General features: G+C 66.6%; 13 protein-coding genes and 1 pseudogene. 7 read left to right on the forward strand and 7 right to left on the reverse strand.

The window, feature by feature from the left end; all coding sequences use genetic code 11:
• Positions 1-333: 333 nt before the first annotated feature.
• A pseudogene (locus AB4Z46_RS07410) lies at positions 334-615 on the reverse strand (site-2 protease family protein); the annotation flags it as partial.
• Between the two features lie 392 nt (positions 616-1,007).
• Here AB4Z46_RS07410 and AB4Z46_RS07415 point away from each other — a divergent pair.
• The 5 genes from AB4Z46_RS07415 (at position 1,008) to AB4Z46_RS07435 (ending at position 7,924) form a co-directional block, all read left to right on the forward strand.
• Positions 1,008-1,187 carry a hypothetical protein gene (locus tag AB4Z46_RS07415; protein ID WP_442282841.1) on the forward strand — a complete coding sequence of 60 codons (180 nt, stop codon included), beginning with the start codon at positions 1,008-1,010 and terminating at the stop codon, positions 1,185-1,187.
• Positions 1,188-1,204: 17 nt separating this feature from the next.
• Entirely contained in the window at positions 1,205-3,283 is a 2,079-nt protein-coding gene (locus AB4Z46_RS07420) for a hypothetical protein (RefSeq protein WP_442282842.1), read from the forward strand.
• A gap of 166 nt (positions 3,284-3,449) precedes the next feature.
• Positions 3,450-5,195 (forward strand): ATP-binding protein, encoded by a 1,746-nt coding sequence (locus AB4Z46_RS07425; RefSeq protein WP_442282843.1) that lies wholly within the window; start codon positions 3,450-3,452, stop codon positions 5,193-5,195.
• A complete protein-coding gene (locus AB4Z46_RS07430; RefSeq protein ID WP_442282844.1) occupies positions 5,168-5,833 on the forward strand; it encodes a LuxR C-terminal-related transcriptional regulator in 666 nt (221 codons plus the stop codon). The genes AB4Z46_RS07425 and AB4Z46_RS07430 overlap by 28 nt, the downstream gene beginning before the upstream one ends.
• Positions 5,834-6,028: 195 nt before the next feature.
• Complete coding sequence (locus AB4Z46_RS07435) at positions 6,029-7,924, forward strand: serine hydrolase domain-containing protein (RefSeq protein WP_442282845.1); 1,896 nt, start codon at positions 6,029-6,031, stop codon at positions 7,922-7,924.
• 124 nt (positions 7,925-8,048) lie between these two features.
• On the opposite strand, the gene AB4Z46_RS07440 is transcribed toward AB4Z46_RS07435, so the two are convergent.
• The 4 genes from AB4Z46_RS07440 to hisD form a co-directional block, all read right to left on the reverse strand.
• A complete protein-coding gene (locus AB4Z46_RS07440) occupies positions 8,049-8,555 on the reverse strand; it encodes a CinA family protein (RefSeq protein WP_442282846.1) in 507 nt (168 codons plus the stop codon).
• Positions 8,556-8,653: 98 nt separating this feature from the next.
• Positions 8,654-10,162 carry a M81 family metallopeptidase gene (locus AB4Z46_RS07445; protein ID WP_442282847.1) on the reverse strand — a complete coding sequence of 503 codons (1,509 nt, stop codon included), beginning with the start codon at positions 10,160-10,162 and terminating at the stop codon, positions 8,654-8,656.
• 2 nt (positions 10,163-10,164) lie between these two features.
• Positions 10,165-11,130 (reverse strand): Bug family tripartite tricarboxylate transporter substrate binding protein, encoded by a 966-nt coding sequence (locus tag AB4Z46_RS07450; RefSeq protein WP_442282848.1) that lies wholly within the window; start codon positions 11,128-11,130, stop codon positions 10,165-10,167.
• 29 nt (positions 11,131-11,159) lie between these two features.
• Entirely contained in the window at positions 11,160-12,440 is a 1,281-nt protein-coding gene (gene hisD / locus AB4Z46_RS07455) for a histidinol dehydrogenase (RefSeq protein WP_442282849.1), read from the reverse strand.
• A 231-nt stretch (positions 12,441-12,671) separates the two neighbouring features.
• On the opposite strand from hisD, the gene AB4Z46_RS07460 reads away from it, so the two are divergent.
• Both AB4Z46_RS07460 and AB4Z46_RS07465 read left to right on the forward strand, forming a co-directional pair.
• Positions 12,672-13,220 (forward strand): cupin domain-containing protein, encoded by a 549-nt coding sequence (locus AB4Z46_RS07460; RefSeq protein ID WP_442282850.1) that lies wholly within the window; start codon positions 12,672-12,674, stop codon positions 13,218-13,220.
• A 47-nt stretch (positions 13,221-13,267) separates the two neighbouring features.
• A complete protein-coding gene (locus tag AB4Z46_RS07465; protein WP_442282851.1) occupies positions 13,268-15,034 on the forward strand; it encodes an AsmA family protein in 1,767 nt (588 codons plus the stop codon).
• A 67-nt stretch (positions 15,035-15,101) separates the two neighbouring features.
• Here AB4Z46_RS07465 and AB4Z46_RS07470 read toward each other — a convergent pair whose 3' ends face one another.
• Positions 15,102-16,085, reverse strand: coding sequence for a Bug family tripartite tricarboxylate transporter substrate binding protein (locus AB4Z46_RS07470; RefSeq protein ID WP_442282852.1), 984 nt, complete (start codon positions 16,083-16,085; stop codon positions 15,102-15,104).
• Between the two features lie 21 nt (positions 16,086-16,106).
• Entirely contained in the window at positions 16,107-17,141 is a 1,035-nt protein-coding gene (locus tag AB4Z46_RS07475; RefSeq protein WP_442282853.1) for a uroporphyrinogen decarboxylase family protein, read from the reverse strand.
• Positions 17,142-17,157 lie beyond the last annotated feature (16 nt).

The following is a 17,157-nucleotide window of genomic DNA, read 5'->3' on the forward strand; positions in this document are numbered from 1 at the left end:
GAGGTTGCGTAGCCTTTGCGGGTCAACGACGCAGTCCAGGCGAAGGTGGGCACGTCCGAGAAGTTGAGCGCATGCCCAGGCATGGTGTGAGCCATGTCAGCAGGTTGAGAAGTGGTCACATCGTGCAGGGTGAATCACAGTAGCAGAAGATTTTGCCAACCCAAACCTGCGGCTAACCTAAAGACGTGAGCGACGTGCGTCTTCCCAGTCGACGTAGTCAGCGCGGGTGCGCCTGCAAGGCAACGTTGGCGGAAAACTGGACGGTCGTGACGAACTTCCGGTCTTGGCCGTTCCCGGGCACGCACGAATCCAGACCAATCAGATCGAACTGGGCTAGCCATGCAGGCTGCGGACTGCGCCCAGCATCTCGTGAGTGTCATGAGCCATGACCGCGAGAAACGCCAGAAGGCCCAGATAGTAGACGCAGTAGGTCAACCGGGTCTCGGCCGTGACCGTGTAGTACGCCTGGTTAGCAGGATCCTTCGGATCGTAATTCCAGGCGCGGATCACCTGGGGCGCCGCGAGCACGGCGACGAGAATGAGCAGCGGACTCGGTCGCCAGAGAAAGACCGCTACCAGAACCGGAACCCCGACTAACCACACGCGCGGCGTAAGACATAGTCGCTGACGCCGAATTTGACGTGGTCAAACATGAGCTCTCCTGACGTGTGCGGGGCCCTCGCGAACTCGAAAGGTTGGCCGAGCGTCCGCTCCTGGCCCGCATGCTGCCTTACGGCGGGTGGGTGTGCACGCGCTTCGTGCAGCGGCTTCCGGGAGGGTCTCAAGGAGCAGTAGCGGCCTCGCGAAAGCGGACGGTCTGGCGGCATGACAACTTCGTGCGGCGATGCATACATTGCAAGAATTGCCCTCATCGGCTCCGATTGGCTCGGGAGTCGGTCGAGTCGGATGACAAGCCTGTGGTTCTTGTCGAGAAAGAAAACCGCCTTCGGCGCGATTGGGAGCCAGGTCCGATGCGCAGGACCGGGGATGGGTGTTTCACTCGACGGATGGACCACGTCATCCGTGCGAAGCAGAAGACCCACGCGGCGCGGCCCACCTTGCCGGGCTTTGGCATGGCCGGGCCTGCCATTGCGCTGCTGCAAGCTTCCTTCTGTTCGTTCCAGGATTGCCTCGCCGCTCGCGCGGACCTGGCGAGCATCGTCGTGGCGTTCCAGCAAGGCTATTGAGACCCCAGGAGAAACTCATGACACGCAACGCACTGATTTCACGCGCGCTGTGCGCCGTCGCCCTGGCGGGCGCTTTCGCGCTGGCGGGCTGCGGCGGCGGCTCCGGTTCGGCCGTCGGCGCCACCAACCCGCCGCTTCCCCCGGACCCTCCCGCGAGCACCCCGGGCGCGGTGACGTGCCTGGACCATGACAACAAGCCCATGGCGGTCGCGCCCAAGACCGTCACCATCAACAACGATTCCGATGGCGCGATCTATCCGATTCTGGCCATCGGCAAGAACGAGGAAGACCAGTGGGTTCAAGGATGTCTGCGCACGCAGGATCCCCATCCCTCCAATTACATCTACAGGCTGTATGTCAACGAGGGCCAGGGCATACCGCCGAATTCGTCGGTGACGATCACGCTCCCCCTGTTCAGCGAACTGCCGGCGGGGACCCTGCCGAACGCGAAATACATCACCTGGTGGAATGGCGGGCGCGTCGTGCTGGCCGACAGGAATGAGCGGCTGCGCCTGGACTCGGACCAGCGATTGGCGACACCGGCCAGCGTCACGTGCACGGGGGAAGGCGCGCAGTGTGCGCTCAGTGTCTATGCCGGCACGGAGGGGCTTCCGGAAGACACCTATGCGCAACTGTCGGAATTCACCTTGGGGGATTCCCTCGATCCTCCGGCTGGACAGGCCACGCGGTGGCTCAAGCCGGACAACGTGGGATACAACATCTCCTACGTGGACCATGTCTATCTGCCCGTGGCGATCGGGCCGAAGAACAATCCCTATATCGGATACAGCGGATCGACAAAGTCCTTGCCGTCATTCAGAAGCGCCCTGAATGCTTTTTTGCAGGCCGGCGGCGTCGGCGAGGGCTGGCCCGTCTACAACCTGTACGAACGGAAATTGCCGGGCGGCTACAACATCTTTGCCCAGCGCACCGGCACCTTGACCGACCACGATGTGCCCGTGAAACCCGTCAACCCGCCTGATCTTCCGCCGGTGTTGACGGTGATGAAGTGCATCGAGGGCGGATGCGACAACAATGAGAAGAAAGCCGGCAATTTCGGCGCGGCGGTCCAGAACATCCAGAACCTGTGGGGTTCCTGCGTCGCATGGACAGCGGATGAACAAGCGAGCAACTACATCACCGAACAGATCCCCTGCCCGGCTGAACTGAAAGTCAAGATGGAAGCGGTCAAGGCATTCTTCAAGAAGAGCCACGATCAGTACCTGGCGCTGCATGCCGGCAATCAATGCCCGCAGGCGATGCCGCAGAGGCTGGCGACCTTCACCTACTGGGAGGCCCTCCTGCACATCTATGGCTGGGTGCCTTTCAACGAAGGCTGCGGCTCAGGGGCGAATAAATTGGCCGACACCGTGATTCCAGGCTGGACGCATGCGACCATCCAGCCCATGTACATCCATGACCTGCAATACAACCACTTGCAGCAGTACGTCAAAAACGACACCCGGTTGACATTCAACCCTTACGTCAAATTGATCCACGACGATCTCGGGATGAGCGCCTATGGGTTCTCCGTGGATGACGCCGTGGGCTTCATGAGCGAACTGGGTGACGGCCTGGTCTTTACCGTGGGCGGAGACCGCGGCCTGGAGAACAAGGGGCAGTTCACCTATTCGGGCGGTTTTTCCCTGGCGCTCGGCGTCGCTCAAAGCCAGGCTCCCCTTGTGACCCAGCCTTTGCTCAAGAAATACGGCGTATGCGCCTTCGGCAGGGAGGCCGGCGATCCGAATTGCGAGCAAGACAAGCAGGACGTCACCATGCCCAGCCATAGCCAGATCGCGGGGTTCAGGGTGGGCACGGTGCCTTCTTATCCCATCAAGGTGCGCTTCACCGATGCAAAGGACAACCGCTACACCCTGGTCATCAAAGCGCCATTCCCCGAATGCCAGGCAGCGCAGTGCGACCCGGACAAGGCGCTGGTCATCGATCCGGCGGATTGCAGCGTCGTCAACAGCAACGGGGTGCCGCATCCCAAATCGAGCGCCTGGTGCCAAGCCGCCTATCCGCATCAGACGAGGGAAGATCAAGTGACCAAGAACAGCCTGCAGGCCACGGTCGTGGTGGACTATTTGCCGTAACGAAGAAGGCGGAGCATGACACACGAGACGTTGGTTTCACGCGCGCTGAGCGCCGCGGCCTTCGCGAGCGTTTTCGCGCTGGCGACATCAAGGCCACCGGCTCGCTGCTCGCCGTGGGGCCCCCGCTGTTGATTCGGGAGATCAAGTAGTTGCAGGCACGGACTCGATGAACCGCCCGGCCTCGCCACGGGGTGCGTTGTCATCCCCTTTTGGGTTGGCGTTGTGGATGCTGGGCGGGCTGGGCGTCGTGCTCGGCCTGATGCTGTTTCCGCTGTTCACCTTCGAAGGCATGCCGCCGCTGGCGGTCGCGACGGTCTGGGCCTTGCCGGTGGTGTTCTGGATCTACCTCGCGGCGGGCTTGATCGCCTGGTGGCGCCGCCCCCGCAACGGCGTCGGGATGCTGCTGGTGTGGACCGGCCTGGGGGTATGGATCGTCGGCCTCAACAACACGACGGTGCCGGCGTTCCTGATGGTGAACGCGATGGTCCCGACGCTCTATGGGGCGCTCGTCCATCTGTTGGTGGCGTTCCCGACCGGGCGGCTCTCCTCGTCGCGGGAACGCGCGCTCGTGGCCGGCGGGTACATCGCGGGAACCGGGTTGCAAGTGCTGCGCTACTTCTTCGATCCGCCGGCGCCGACCTCGGTTTGGAGTCTTGCCGGCATGTTCAGCATTGCGCAATCGTTCGCCACCACCGCGCTCAGCGTGGCCGTCGCCATCGTCCTGATCGCGCGATTGCTCCGGGCCAGGCCTGAGCACCGCCGGCCGCTGGGCGTGGTCTATGGCTACGGAATCTTCGTGATGGTGTTCGTTCCCTTGATTTCGTGGGTGTTTCGCATCTGGTCGTCCGAGTACGGCGCCGAGGGGGAAATACGCGATTCGCTTCAGATCATCGCGGTCGCGGCGCTGCCGCTGGTGGTGCTGATCGCGTTCCTGCGCGGCGGCTTTCTCCGCACCGCCGACCTGGAGACGCTGGGCGCGTGGCTGGGCGAATCGGAGGCGTCGCGCATCCCGATCCGCGATGCGCTGGTCGCCGCGCTGGGCGACCCCACCCTCGCGATGCGCTACTGGTCGACGGAGTTGCGTTGCTGGGTGAGCGCGGAGGGCCTGATCGCCGCCGAACCGGAGGGCGGGATGGGACGCGCCCGCCACCAGATCGACCTGGGCGGGGCGCCGGTGGCGGTGATCGAGTACGACGGCGATCTGCTGCGCGACCCGCACGAGGTCGAGCGCGCCGCCAACTTCGTCGCGCTGGCGCTCGAGCGCGAACGRCTCACCGTCGAACTGCGCGCCTCACGGCAAGCGGTCGTCGAGTCGCGCGAACGCCTGTTCAGCGCCGCCGATGCCGAACGGCGGCGTATTGGCCGCGACTTGCACGACGGCCTGCAGGCCCGACTGGTGCTCATCGGCATCGAGGCGCAACGCATCGCCACCACACCGGCGCACCAAGTGGCGCAACGCGCGACCGCACTGCGCGACACGATCGACCAGGCCGCCGCCGAACTGCGTGCCATCGTCCATGACCTGGTGCCGCCGGCGCTGGTCGAACTGGGCATCGCTGGGGCGGTGGAAGAACTGGTCGAGTCGATGCCGATCCCGACCCGCCTCGATGCGGCGGTGCCGGGACGGGTCGGCGACAGCGCCGAAACCGCAGCCTATCTGGTGGTGGCCGAGGCGCTGACCAACGTCGTCAAACACGCTGGCGCGACGCACTGCACCGTGTCGCTCCACGCCGATGGCGCACACCTGCGCGTCGCCGTCACCGACAACGGCAACGCCCGCATCGATCCGCGACGCGGCACCGGCCTGGCCGGCATCGCCGACCGGGTCGCGGCGCTCGGCGGTGCGAGCGGCGTGGACATGCCACCAGAAGGAGGGACAAAGGTATGGGCGCAAATCCCCTGCGGGTCGTGATGGCCGAAGACGAGGCGCTGATCCGCCGCGGGCTCGAAGTGGTGCTCGCGGACGGCGACTTCGAGATCGTCCGCATCGTCGGCACCGCCGACGAACTGATCGCTGCCGTGCGCGACGAGTCGCCCGCGCTCGTCATCACCGACATCCGAATGCCGCCAGGCTTCACCAACGAGGGACTCGCCGCCGCGCTGGAAATCCGCCGCACCTGGCCCGCCATTCCGGTCTGCGTGCTGTCTCAATACGTGCTGGCGCATTCCGCGCGTGCGCTGCTCAACGCCGACGGCGGCGGGATCGGGTATCTGCTCAAGCAACGCATCACCCACATCGACGACTTCCTGTCCGACCTGCGCCGGATCGTCGCCGGCGAGATCGTGCTCGACCCCTCGGTCGTCGAACAACTGCTCGCACGCGCCGACCGGGCCGGCACACCCGCGGCCCAACTCACGCCCCGCCAACGCGCCGTGCTCACGCTGGTCGCCGAAGGCCGCTCGAACGCGGCCATTGCCGCGCGCCTGTTCATCTCCGAAAAGACCGTGGTCAATCACCTCACGAGCATCTACATGACGCTCGGGCTGGAGATCAACGACGACTCCCACAGGCGAGTCCAGGCGGTGCTGGCCTACCTCTCCAGCCGTTAGGTTCACGATTGCATTTGAACGCCGTCATTCCCGTGAGGGCGGGAATCCGGTGGTCGGCGCCCATCGTGGGGAATGGAGCCGGATGCCCTGACCCAGCCTGCCGTTTACCCCAATGCGCTTGGGAGCCAGGTCCGATGTGTGCGCCGGAGGGCGGTGTTCAACTCGTCATCGAGCCAATCCAACGCCCGCCAATCCATGACTGATTCGCCATTGACTGCTTCCCGCACCCTCGTCGAGCCTTCCACGTTCTCCAGTCCCGGCATTTCGCGTCGCGCCTACCTGGGTTCGGCTCTGGCCGGGTTTGCCGCCCCGCTGCTGCAGGCCTGCGGCGGCGGTAGCGGTGGTTCCGGCACGCCACTCGCTCTCGCCGACCCTGAATCGGTGAAGTGGTGCCGCGAGGCCATCCAGGCCGCGCTCGGCCGACCTGAATCCGCCACCACCACCGTGTCCGTGGCGCTGTTCGCCGATGAGCGCGTGGTCTGGCGCGAGGCCTTTGGCTACGCCAACCGCGATACCGGGCAACTGGCGACCCCCGACACGCGCTTCTACATCGGCTCGGTCGCCAAGGTGATCGCCACGCTGGCCGTGATGATCCTGCGCGACCGCGGCCAGTTGGCGCTCGACCAGCCGCTGGTCGAACTGCTGCCCGGGTTCACCATGCTCTCCCCGGGCTACGAGCGGGTGACCGTGCGCCACCTGGTGTCGCACAGCTCCGGCTTCCCGGGTACCAACATGCGCAACGCGTTCATGTTCGCGCCTTATCCGGACTACGCGCAGGACACCCTGCAGGAGCTGGCGAACTCGCACCTGAAGCACGAGCCGGGAGAACTCGCGGTGTACTGCAACGACGGCTTCACCATGGTCGAGCCGCTGGTCCGCGCGCTGACCGGGCTGCCCTTCCACGAATTCGTCCAGCGCGAAATCTTCGCCCCCCTGGGCATGACCCTGTCGGGCTATCCGGTGACGCCGGCCGCCGAAGGCACGTATGCACACCCGTACGCCGAGGGCCGCAGCCTGCCCCAGGAAATGCCCGCGCCCTACGCGACCGGCGGAACTCTCACCACTCCCACGGACATGTTGAAGCTGGCGCAAATGTTCCTGGACCAGGGCGTCTACCAGGGCCGACGCATCGTCTCGGCCGACGCGGTGCGCGAGATGGGCGTCGACCAGGGCGCCCGCACGCGCATCAACCCCTCGGCATCGTCATGGCGCTGGGGCCTGGGATGGGACTCCGTGCGGCAGCCGGGTCTGGATGCTGCCGGGCTGCTGGCCTGGAACAAGAACGGTGGCACCGCCTTCTTCAATGCCGACTTCTTCGTGCTGCCCGAAGCCCGGCTGGCCATGTTGATCAGCGGCAACGGCTTCGACTACGGCATGCGCCAGTTGGCCGAGGGCCTGCTGCTGCGCGCAGCCCAGGAGCGCGGCGCGATCAAAACGCTGCCGCCGGCGATTGCCGGGGCAGTGCCTCCAGCGGCGTCCCCCGCTCCTGACCTCGGTGTCTTGACGGGCGTCTATGCAAACCACACCGCCCCCTTCCAAGTTCTCGCGGCAGCCGACGGCTCGCTGACCCTGCGCCGCTGGAGCGAAGCTGGCTGGACCCTCGTGCTGGCCAATCTGCGCGCCCGCACCGATGGCCGCTGGTGGGCGGATGGACAAGCTTCCACCTGCTACCGCTTCCAGACCGTGGAAGGGCGTCGCTACCTGATCATTCGCACGCTCTCGGCCAACGCGCTGTACTGGAGCGAGGGCCCCGTGGGCGAATGGCTTCCGCCGCTGGACACGCCGCTGCCGCCCGCGTGGCGCGCGCGCGTGGGGAGCCAATGGCGTCTTGTCAACGAATCCCCCGATTCGACCCAGAGCCGCCTGCACTCGCCAGTGATCTATCGCATCGGCGAGTTGGCAGAGAGGCCGGGCTACGTCATGCTGGACAATGAGCAATTGCTGCGCGTGGTGAGCGACAACGAAGCCGGCATGACCGTCAAGATCCCCGGCAACGAAGGCCGCGACCTGTACGAACTTTTCATGGTGACGGTGGACGGCCAGGAGGAGATGCACTCCGGAACAATGGTCTGCCAGCGAGTGGCGGCATGACGATCCTTTCCAAGTCCATGAACACCATTCCTTCTCATCGCCGGGTTCCTTTTCTTCCTGGTGTTGAACAGGAAGTAGGTCAATCGGCTTCGCCCGCCAGCAAGCGCCGCAGTCCCTCGCCTGCTCATCGCGGGGCGTCGGTTGCCTGCAGGACTTCATCGAACAACGACAGCAGCTGCCGCGCGAACAGGTCCATGTTCAGGGCCCGATCGCCTTCGCCGGTCTCGATGGTCCGGGTCTGCGTGGCCGCGCCGGCGACCGCGACGCACACATGGCCGGGCGCATCCCCGTACGGACTGCCCGACGGCCCGGCCGCGCCGCTCTCGCCGAGCCCCCAGGTGGCACGGAGCTGGTCGCGGATCCTGTGGGCGACGAGCGCGGCGTAGGGCTCGGTCTCCGCGCGCATTCCGACGACGTCGGCGGCGCTCAGGCCCAGCAGCGCCCTGCCCGCGCGCCGCGTGTAGACGACGGCGCCGCCGAGGAAGAAGGCCGACGCGCCCGGAATGGCCAGCAGCGCAGCCGAAACGAGGCCGCCGGCCGAGGACTCGGTGACCGCCACCGTCTGGCCGCGCTCGCGCAAGGCGGCGCCGACGCGGGCGGCAAGAGTGGCGAGCGGTGGCAGATCGGACATTCGGGACTCCCGGCGTGTGGCGTTGCGATGAGTGCTTATAACGCGAGCGGGCGTCGGGCCTTCGCGGCCGGCGGCTGACAAAGGCGCAAGGGCCCGGATCAGCCCGCCGCCGCGCCCACGCGCGTGGCGGTCGCGCGGTACTCGAACGCATCCAGCGGATAGAGAGGACGCGCCTTCTGGATCGGAAGCGATCGGGGCTCGTAGGTCGTGAGGCCGGGCGTGGCGACGCAAACGCACTCGCCGAGCTGGTCGAACGCGAGCTTGAAGTGGTAGCCGGACTTCGCGACGATCACGTCGGCGGCTTCCAGGTCGATGCCGCAATCCAGGAAGCAGCCGGGGTCCTGGCTCATCAGGGGCTCGCAGGTGAGAAGCAGCGTGCAGTTGCCCGACTCGAACACCGCATGGCGTCCGATCCGAAGGCTGGCGCCTCGCATGAAAGCGCCGCGGTTGCGGTAGGTGCCGTGGCCGGTCCGGCGCACGGTGCCGGTCATCGTGCGAGTGGCCGCGCCGGCGCTGCAGAATCCTCCGACGGCCAGCGTGAAGGTCTGGCCGACACCGGCCATCTCGCAGGCATCCACCGCGGCCGGATCGGTGAGCGGCGCAACCACGCGCAACGCCGGCCGCTTGCGCAGCAGCTCGTCCACGACGAAGAGGCTGTCCCCGGGCCCGCCCGCCAGCACCCGGTCGCCGAAGTCGCCGACGATCAGTCGCCCGCGCGTCTTGGCCAGCGCCTCGTCGAGCGCCGGCAGCCGATGTTGAAACTCGTCGCGCGCATCCCAGAGCCCATTGCCCAGCGCCTCCGCCAGGCGCGCCGCCTCGTGGAAGCCCTCTTCGTCGATCGCGTAGACGAGCGCCGTTTGGCCCACGCCCTCGCCGTCGATGAACGGATTGACGTTGAAGATCGATGCGTCGAGCAGACGCGCGCTGGCGGCGATGCGCTCGCTGGCCAGCGCGTGCAGCCGCAGCAGCGGTCCGGAGGCGGTCTCGTCGTTCCCCTGGGTCAGCATCGGCACCGTCACCTTCGCGGCCACCGGCCGCAGGGACTGCCGCAGGATCCGGGTGAGTACCCTGCCGACACGCTCGCCGGTCGCGCCCGCGTCGCCATGCGGGTTGGTCTTGTACGCTGTCGCGTAGTCGAGATGCTCCAGCATCCCGCCCCCGGCATGCCCGTGAAGATCGAAACCGGCGACGATGGGCACCGAGACGCCCACGATCTCTCGCAGCGACTTGAGCAGGTCGGCCTCCGCGCTGTCCAGCGATTCGGTCTGGATGCAGCCGTGCAGGCACAGGGCGATCGCGTCGAAATGGCCGCTGCGGGCCACCTCGAGGATCCGTTCCTTGATGAACGCATAGGCGGCGTCGGTCACCTTGCCGCCCGGGCTCGCGCGCGCGGCGATGGTCGGCACCAGGTTCCAGTCCTGCTGGAAACCGATTCGGATGATTCCGCCCAGCACCGAATCGGCGTCGGCATTGTTCTGGATCACCGCTTCGCCGGTCTCGATCACGAACGAGTCGAGCCCGGTGCGCAGCGGCGTGAAGCCGTGCGCTTCCTGGAAAACCTGCCCGACGAGGATGCGCATGCACGCCCTGTCCACGACGCCGACCATGGTCAATCCAGCCGGATGCCGGAGGTGTCCGCGAGCTGCTTGAACTTGGCGAGCTCGCCGCGCAGTTCGGCGGCAAACTCATCCGGGCGATTGCCCACCGGCTCCCCGCCCAGCTTCTCGATCGTCGCGCGCACATCGGCTGTCGCCAGCACCTTGGCGGAGGCGGCCTGGATGCGGTTCACGATCTCGGGCGGCGTCTTCGCCGGCGCGACCAGCCCGAACCACGAGGTGTCGTTGACCGGCGCCAGTCCCGCTTCCGCGAAGGTCGGGACGTCGGGCAGCAACGCGATGCGCTTCGGCGCGGCCACGGCCATCGCCTTGAGCTTGCCGCCCTGGATGAAGGGCAAGGACGACGGCAGGTTGTCGAAGACCACGTCGATCTGGCCCGCCATCGCATCCTGGAGGGCCGGCGCGCTGCCCTTGTAGGGCACGTGCAAGAGCTTGACCTGGGCGCTCTGGTTGAACAGCTCGCCCATCAAGTTCGCCTCGGAGCCGGCCCCGGGCGACCCGTAGGTCAGCTTCTCGGGCTTGGCCCTTGCCGCGGCGACGAGCTGGGGCATCGAGCTCACGCCAGCCCCGGGACCGACCGTCATGACGTTGGGCACCGAGACGAGCCGGGTTATGGGCGCCAGGTCGCGCAGCACGTTGTAGGACAGCTTGCCGAAGACCGCGGGATTGACGGCATGCGTGGTCACGGTCGCCATGCCGATGGTGTAGCCGTCGGGCGCGGCCTTGGCCACGGCGTCCGAGCCGATCGCCCCGGAGGCGCCGGCGCGGTTGTCGACCACGACGGGCTGACCGAGTTCGCGCGAGAGCCGGTCGGCCATGGTGCGCGCGATGATGTCCGTCGTGCCGCCGGGTGCGAACGGGACGATGAGCTTGATGGGCCGCGTCGGCCACGATTGCGCCAGGCTTGCGAGCGGCGCCAGCAGCCCGGCGGCCGCCACTGAAAGAAGCAGTTTTCTCATGCGTGTGTCCAGATGATCTTCAAAATCGCTCAGGCCTGCGCTTCGAGCCGCAGCGCGGCCGCGCGACGATGGCCTTCCATGCCCTCGGTGGCGCTCTGGCGCATGGCCGGGGGTGCCACGGCCTCGACGCCTTCCGGGTCCATCCATTGATGCGTCGCCACCTTGACGAAGGAACCGACCCACAGCCCGCCGGTGTACCGGCCGGCGCGCATCGTGGGCAGCGTGTGGTTGGTGCCGCAGCACTTGTCCGAATAGACGACGCTGGCCCGCTTGTCGATGAACAGCGAACCGTAGTTGCGCAGCTTCCGGCCCGTGGCCTGCGCATCCCGCGTGTGAACCTGCAGATGCTCCGCGGCCACGTGGTCCGAATACGCGATCATCGTCGCTTCGTCGGGCGCCAGCACGATCTCGCCGAACTCGACCCACGACGGCCGGGCGACGTTGGCGGTGGGCAGGTCCTCCAGTTGCGACTCGACCTCCTTCAGCGTCTGCCGGGCGACCTCGCGGCTGGTCGTGATCAGGCCGACGCGCGTGTGAATGTCGTGTTCGGCCTGGGCCAGCAGGTCGGTGGCCACCATGCGCGGATCCGCGGTCTCGTCCGCGACCACGAAGATCTCGCTCGGTCCCGCCAGCTGGTCGATGCCGACCTGGCCGAAGACCTGCCGCTTGGCCTCGTTGACGTAGGCATTGCCGGGGCCGACGATCTTGTCCACCGGCGGCATGGATTCGGTGCCATACGCCATGGCCGCAATGGCCTGGGCGCCGCCCACGCGGAAGATGCGGTCCGCCCCCGACAGATGGCAGCCCGCGATCATCGCGGGGTGCGCGTTGGGCGGCAGGCAGGCGATGACTTCGTCGCAGCCCGCGACCTTCGCCGGCACGATCGTCATCACCGGCGCGGAAAGAATGGGATAGCGGCCACCGGGCACATAGGCGCCGATGCGCTGGATCGGAATGATGCGATGGCCGAGGTGCACCCCGCGCAGCGATTCCACCTCCAGCGGCTGCATCGTGCCCAGTTGCGCTTCGGCGAACGCCTTGACGCGGGCGATCGCGAATTCGGTGTCGGCGCGGGTCTGCGGATCGAGCGCGGCCACCGCGGCTTCGCGCTCGGCCCGCGTCACCTCGAGCGCCTCGCCCTCGTACCTGTCGAATTGCTTCGAGTACGCGCGGACCGCGGCGTCGCCGCGCTCGCGCACCGCCTGCACGATGCCGCGCACGACCGTTTCGACTTCTCCGAGTTCCTTGTTCTGGACCGGAGCGGGAGCCTTGATGAATTCGAGCCTGGAAAGAAGTTGCGTGAGGGTCATGTTCGTGTGGGGTACGCTTGGCGCGAATGGGTGAATCGACCGGGGGAAGTCTAGGAGTCCGCCCCCGCTCCCGCCAGATGGCGCCGGCGGGTCGTCTAGAAAACTCAACGGGTCCGCTGCCGCCGCGGTCCTGGCTGGCCAAGCCGCACGCGACCATGCGCGCCGGCCCGCCAAGGGGTTAACCCGACTCTTTCCTGTTCAAGATACTCACCACGCCCGACGAAAGACCCCATGCCCCAGATCGGCCTTCATCTCAAGGAACTGAGAACGCGACGCAAGCTCACGGTGCGCCAGCTCGCCACGCGTTCCGGCATCTCGCACGCGACGATCTCGCTGGTCGAGCGCGATCGCACGAGCCCCAGCGTGGACACCCTGTCGGCCATGCTCGACGCGCTGGGGACGACGCTGGTGGGCTTCTTCGACGACATCCAGCAATCCGTGCCCTACTCGCCCTTCTATGCCAACGAGGACCTGGTCGAGATCGGCGACGCGGGGACGGTGTCGTACCGCATGCTCGGCATGAACCATCCGAACCGGCACATCCTCATGCTCCACGAGACCTACGAGGTCGAGGCCGACACCGGCGAGGCGTTCTCGCACAAGGCACAGGAAGCGGGCTTCGTCCTGAGCGGCGAAGTGGAGATCACGGTCGGGTCCGCCGTCCGGGTCCTGCGCCCCGGCGAAGGCTACTACTTCGACAGCCAGACGCCGCATCGCTTTCGCAACGTCGGCAAGACCAAGGCCGAGATCATCAGCGCCGTGACCCCGCCGACCTACTAGGGCCGATCCGTTGAACCCGGCCGAGCCGGAAGCGTGAGAATGCCTGGATGCAGACCAGCCCTCCTCGGGACGACAAGAATGGCAGGCGCCGTACGGGGCGCCGTGCGCTGATGGCGCTGATCGCGCTGGGCGTGCTGGGCCTGCTCGCCGCGGCGGCCTGGGTCGCCTTGCGGCATGCCTACCCTCCCGCGCGCCTGGCCTCCATGCTCGCGGAACGCGTGAGCACCGCGACCGGGCGCGACTTCCGCATCGAGGGCGACCTGAACCTGCGCCTCGTGCCGACATTCGCCATCGAGGCCACGGACGTGGTGCTCGCCAGCCCGAAAGGAAGCTCGCACGTCGACACGCTGCGGGCCCGGCAGGTCGCCTTCGCGGTCTCGCTGCGCGAGCTGCTCGCGGGCACCCTGCGGATCCTGAGCGTCGATGCCCAGGACGCCGACATCGGGCTCCCGACCGGGCAGATCCTGCGCATCGAATCGCTGGCCCTGGCCGCGAAGGACCCACGGAGCCGGTTGACCGCCGAGCTGGCGTTCGGGCCTCAACACTGGAAGGTGGAGGGCGAGGTCGGGCCGGTCGAGGCGCTGTTGGCCGGCAGCGCCGAGTGGCCGCTCGATCTGCGCGCCAGCACCGAGGGCGCATCCCTCGAGGTCCAGGGCAGCATGGGCACCGGCACACACATCGGGGCGTTCGACGCCAAAGTGTCCGTCCGGGTGGATGCGGCGCCGGCGCTGACGCCGTTCGGCCCGGCGGCACAGGTGCTTCCGGTGCCGCTCGAATGGCACGCGACGGTGGTGCATGCGCCGACGCAATGGCGCGCCGATCCGATGGCGCTGTCGATGGCCGGACAACACCTGACCGGCAACGCGACACTCAAGCTGGGCGCAGCAGTGCCTTTGCAACTCGAGGCGGCACTGTCGGCAGCCACGCTCAGCATCCCGCCGCTTCCGGCCATCTCGGCCCTGCAGGCCCGTGTCTCTTACGAGCCCGGACGGCTGCAGGTCGAGCCGTTCAGCTTTGCCATCGCCGGCGGCCAGGCCCGCGGACAGCTCCGGGTCGCGCTGCGCCCCGAGGCCGCGCCGCGGATCGATCTGCAGCTGAGCGCCAGGTCGATGTCGGTCGAGGCACTGGACACTGCGCATCCAGGCGGCCGGCGCTTCAGGGGCGGCCGTGCCGACGTCGAAGCCAAGCTCGCGATGTCCGGCCGCACGCCCGCGGCGCTGGCCGCGTCATCGAGCGGCAGCGTCCTGCTGAGCGCCCGCGACGTCGGGCTGGCGGGCCGGGCCGCCGCGCTGGACCGCGACGTCCTCTCGCGCCTGATCGAAGCGCTGATCCCGAGCAGCATGCCGCGCGACAACCTGGTCGTGCAGTGCGCCGTCGCGCGGCTGCCGCTGCGCAACGGCGTGGCGGCGATCGACCGCTCGATCGCGGTGGAAACGCGGCAGATCGCGGTCTCGGCCAGCGGCGAGATCAACCTCGCCAGGCAGACCCTCTCGCTGGCGTTCCGGCCCCAGGTCAAGCGGGGCCTCGACCTCAATCCGGGCAGCCTGGTCGGGCTCCTGGTGCTCCAGGGCCCTTTCGACGCCCTCGAGCTGAGCATCAACCCGCGCGGCGCCGTGCACCAGGCCGCCAACGTGGGCGTGGCCGCCGCGACCGGCGGGATCTCGCTGCTGGCACCGGTGCTGCGCAACGCCGCCGGCGAGCCGTCGGCCTGCGACCACGCCGCATCGCCGGCGCGGCCGCAGGCAGGCCCGGGCCGCTCGCCGGCCAAGCGCGACACGCAGGGGCCGATCCGCCGCAAGATCTTCGGCGGCTGAGCGACGCCTGGCCGGCAAGTCGGCCGCCCTACTCAGAAGCTCCTTCGTCCAGTCGCGCGCAACAACATCACTGAGCTTGAATTCCGGCTCGCTGCACCACTTGCGCCCACTTGCTGGTCTCGCGCGCGATGTGCTCGCCCAGTGCCTCCCTCGTGCCACCCAAAGGCGTGGCGCCCATGTCCGCAAGCTGTTTTCGAACTTCCGGCATCGCAAGAACCGCGTTGAGCTCTGTATTGAGGCGATCCGCGATCTGCGGTGGAATACCCTTGGGTGCCAGCAGCGCAAACCATGTGGACGAGACAAGTTGGGGATAGCCGAGCTCTGCGGTAGTCGGCAGATCTGGCAATGCAGAAGACCGCACGGGCGACATCACGGCCAGTGCGTTCACAGTGCCGCCGCGCACGTGCCCCAGAATGCCCGGGACCAGCTGGAACATGGCCTGGATCTCGTTCGAGATCAAGTTGGTGGTGGCCTGCCCGGGGGCGTTGTAGGGAACATGCACGAGCTTTGTTCCAGTCTCTCGCGTGAAAAGCTCCCCGGCAAGATGCATCGAACTGCCATTTCCGGTGGACGCGAAATTGACCTGGCCAGGTCGGGACTTGGCGTACTCCAGAAAGCCCTTGAAGTCTCGGACAGGTAGATCCTTGCTTACCACCAGAATGTTGGGAACGTCTGCCACGAGTCCGATCGGCTCGAAGCTCTTGCGCGGATCGAACCCCAGGCCCTTGTACATGACAGGGTTGACGGCAAGTGTCCCAGCCCACGAAAAGAGCAAGTGATAGCCATCGGGTGTCGAGCGCGCCGCCGCGGTCGCACCGATGTTCCCGTTTGCGCCTGCTCGGTTGTCGATCACCATGCTCGTGCGCAGGCGACGCGCGAGTTGCTCTGCCACCAGCCGCGCAATCGTGTCTCCCGTGCCGCTGCCTCCCGGGGCCGGAACGATCACCTGAATCGCCTTGCCGGATTCGGGCCAGTCAGCAGCCGCCGACTGCAGCGAGAAAAAGGCGGCGCTGGATGCCAGAAGGAAACCGGCCGCATGACTCATCTTCATAACAAACCTCGCTCGTGTTGATCAGTGCTCGTTGAAACTGTTCGCAGCCCGCAGCACCGCTTTGATGCTGTCGTCCGACGTACGCGTGTGCAATACGCAACCGGGGGCAATCATGAACTTGCCATCAGGGCATTGTCTCAGCGCGTCGTGCACTTCCCGTTCGATGTCGCCGGCAGTTCCGTCGACGAGGGTCTTCCCCTCGTTCAGGCCTCCGACGAGCAAGCCCGGAAAAATCCGCGCGGCGTCGCGCAGCGCAGGTTCGGTCAGGCGATCGTGCCAATTCATCATCTCCACGGGATATGCGGCCAACCTTTCGAACATGGTGTCCACCCCATGAACGTGCAGCATGTTCAGCCGGGTCGCTCCTCGCAGTTCATCGAAAACCTGCAGGTCATAGGCACGACCGAAGCGGTCGTACTCATCTGTCGTCACCAAGCGATGCGATGCGAGCTGCGTAGCGAAGAACATGCCATGCGCGCCGCAGGCGATGGCCTCGCGAGCGAATCGAATGGTGACGTCGGTGATGACCGAAAGCGCCTTTTCAAGCACCTCGGGAGCGCGACGCATGTCGGCAAACAAGCGATCTCCTGCAAGTTTTCGCGCCGTGGTCAAAGGGCTGAAAACCGTTTGCAAGATGGGCACGCGGCCGCCCAGTTCCCTTGCCGCGAGTGCCAGGGCCTGGTTCTGCATTCCGTACACCCCTTTTCTGGTGTCCAGCAGCGCCAGTTTCGTCCAATCTTCCACATCGCGAATTCCCGCTCGCACCACGTCTCGGGCGCCGTTAGGCGCATTCTGGCTCGCACTGACAGCGCCCCAATCCTCCACGCCATAGGTGCCTGAAGGCATGAACTTGACGAGGTCGAAATCCCAACGTTGCTGCCATCGGAGAGTCTGCGCAGCCAGGCGCTCCGGTGACTGGTCGTCGTGAGGGAAATGACGCCACAGCGCGATCAGTGGTCGGCTTGAGGGTTTGCCGGACAGAGATTCTTCGATTCGCTTCCAATGATCCATTTCAAATATCCCCTTCTTCGCAGCATCCAGCTGGCGTGTTGTCAATGGGGAAATTCTTCGT

This window comes from Variovorax sp. M-6, assembly GCF_052114385.1.
Classification (GTDB): domain Bacteria; phylum Pseudomonadota; class Gammaproteobacteria; order Burkholderiales; family Burkholderiaceae_C; genus Variovorax.

Excerpts from the sequence above, each read along its gene's own strand:
- AB4Z46_RS07415 (WP_442282841.1), top strand. The coding sequence starts at position 1,008 with ATGGACCACGTCATCCGTGCGAAGCAGAAGACCCACGCGGCGCGGCCC.
- AB4Z46_RS07420 (WP_442282842.1), top strand. The coding sequence starts at position 1,205 with ATGACACGCAACGCACTGATTTCACGCGCGCTGTGCGCCGTCGCCCTG.
- AB4Z46_RS07430 (WP_442282844.1), top strand. The coding sequence starts at position 5,168 with ATGGGCGCAAATCCCCTGCGGGTCGTGATGGCCGAAGACGAGGCGCTG.
- AB4Z46_RS07435 (WP_442282845.1), top strand. The coding sequence starts at position 6,029 with ATGACTGATTCGCCATTGACTGCTTCCCGCACCCTCGTCGAGCCTTCC.
- AB4Z46_RS07440 (WP_442282846.1), bottom strand. The coding sequence starts at position 8,555 with ATGTCCGATCTGCCACCGCTCGCCACTCTTGCCGCCCGCGTCGGCGCC.
- AB4Z46_RS07445 (WP_442282847.1), bottom strand. The coding sequence starts at position 10,162 with ATGGTCGGCGTCGTGGACAGGGCGTGCATGCGCATCCTCGTCGGGCAG.
- AB4Z46_RS07450 (WP_442282848.1), bottom strand. The coding sequence starts at position 11,130 with ATGAGAAAACTGCTTCTTTCAGTGGCGGCCGCCGGGCTGCTGGCGCCG.
- hisD (WP_442282849.1), bottom strand. The coding sequence starts at position 12,440 with ATGACCCTCACGCAACTTCTTTCCAGGCTCGAATTCATCAAGGCTCCC.
- AB4Z46_RS07460 (WP_442282850.1), top strand. The coding sequence starts at position 12,672 with ATGCCCCAGATCGGCCTTCATCTCAAGGAACTGAGAACGCGACGCAAG.
- AB4Z46_RS07465 (WP_442282851.1), top strand. The coding sequence starts at position 13,268 with ATGCAGACCAGCCCTCCTCGGGACGACAAGAATGGCAGGCGCCGTACG.
- AB4Z46_RS07470 (WP_442282852.1), bottom strand. The coding sequence starts at position 16,085 with ATGAAGATGAGTCATGCGGCCGGTTTCCTTCTGGCATCCAGCGCCGCC.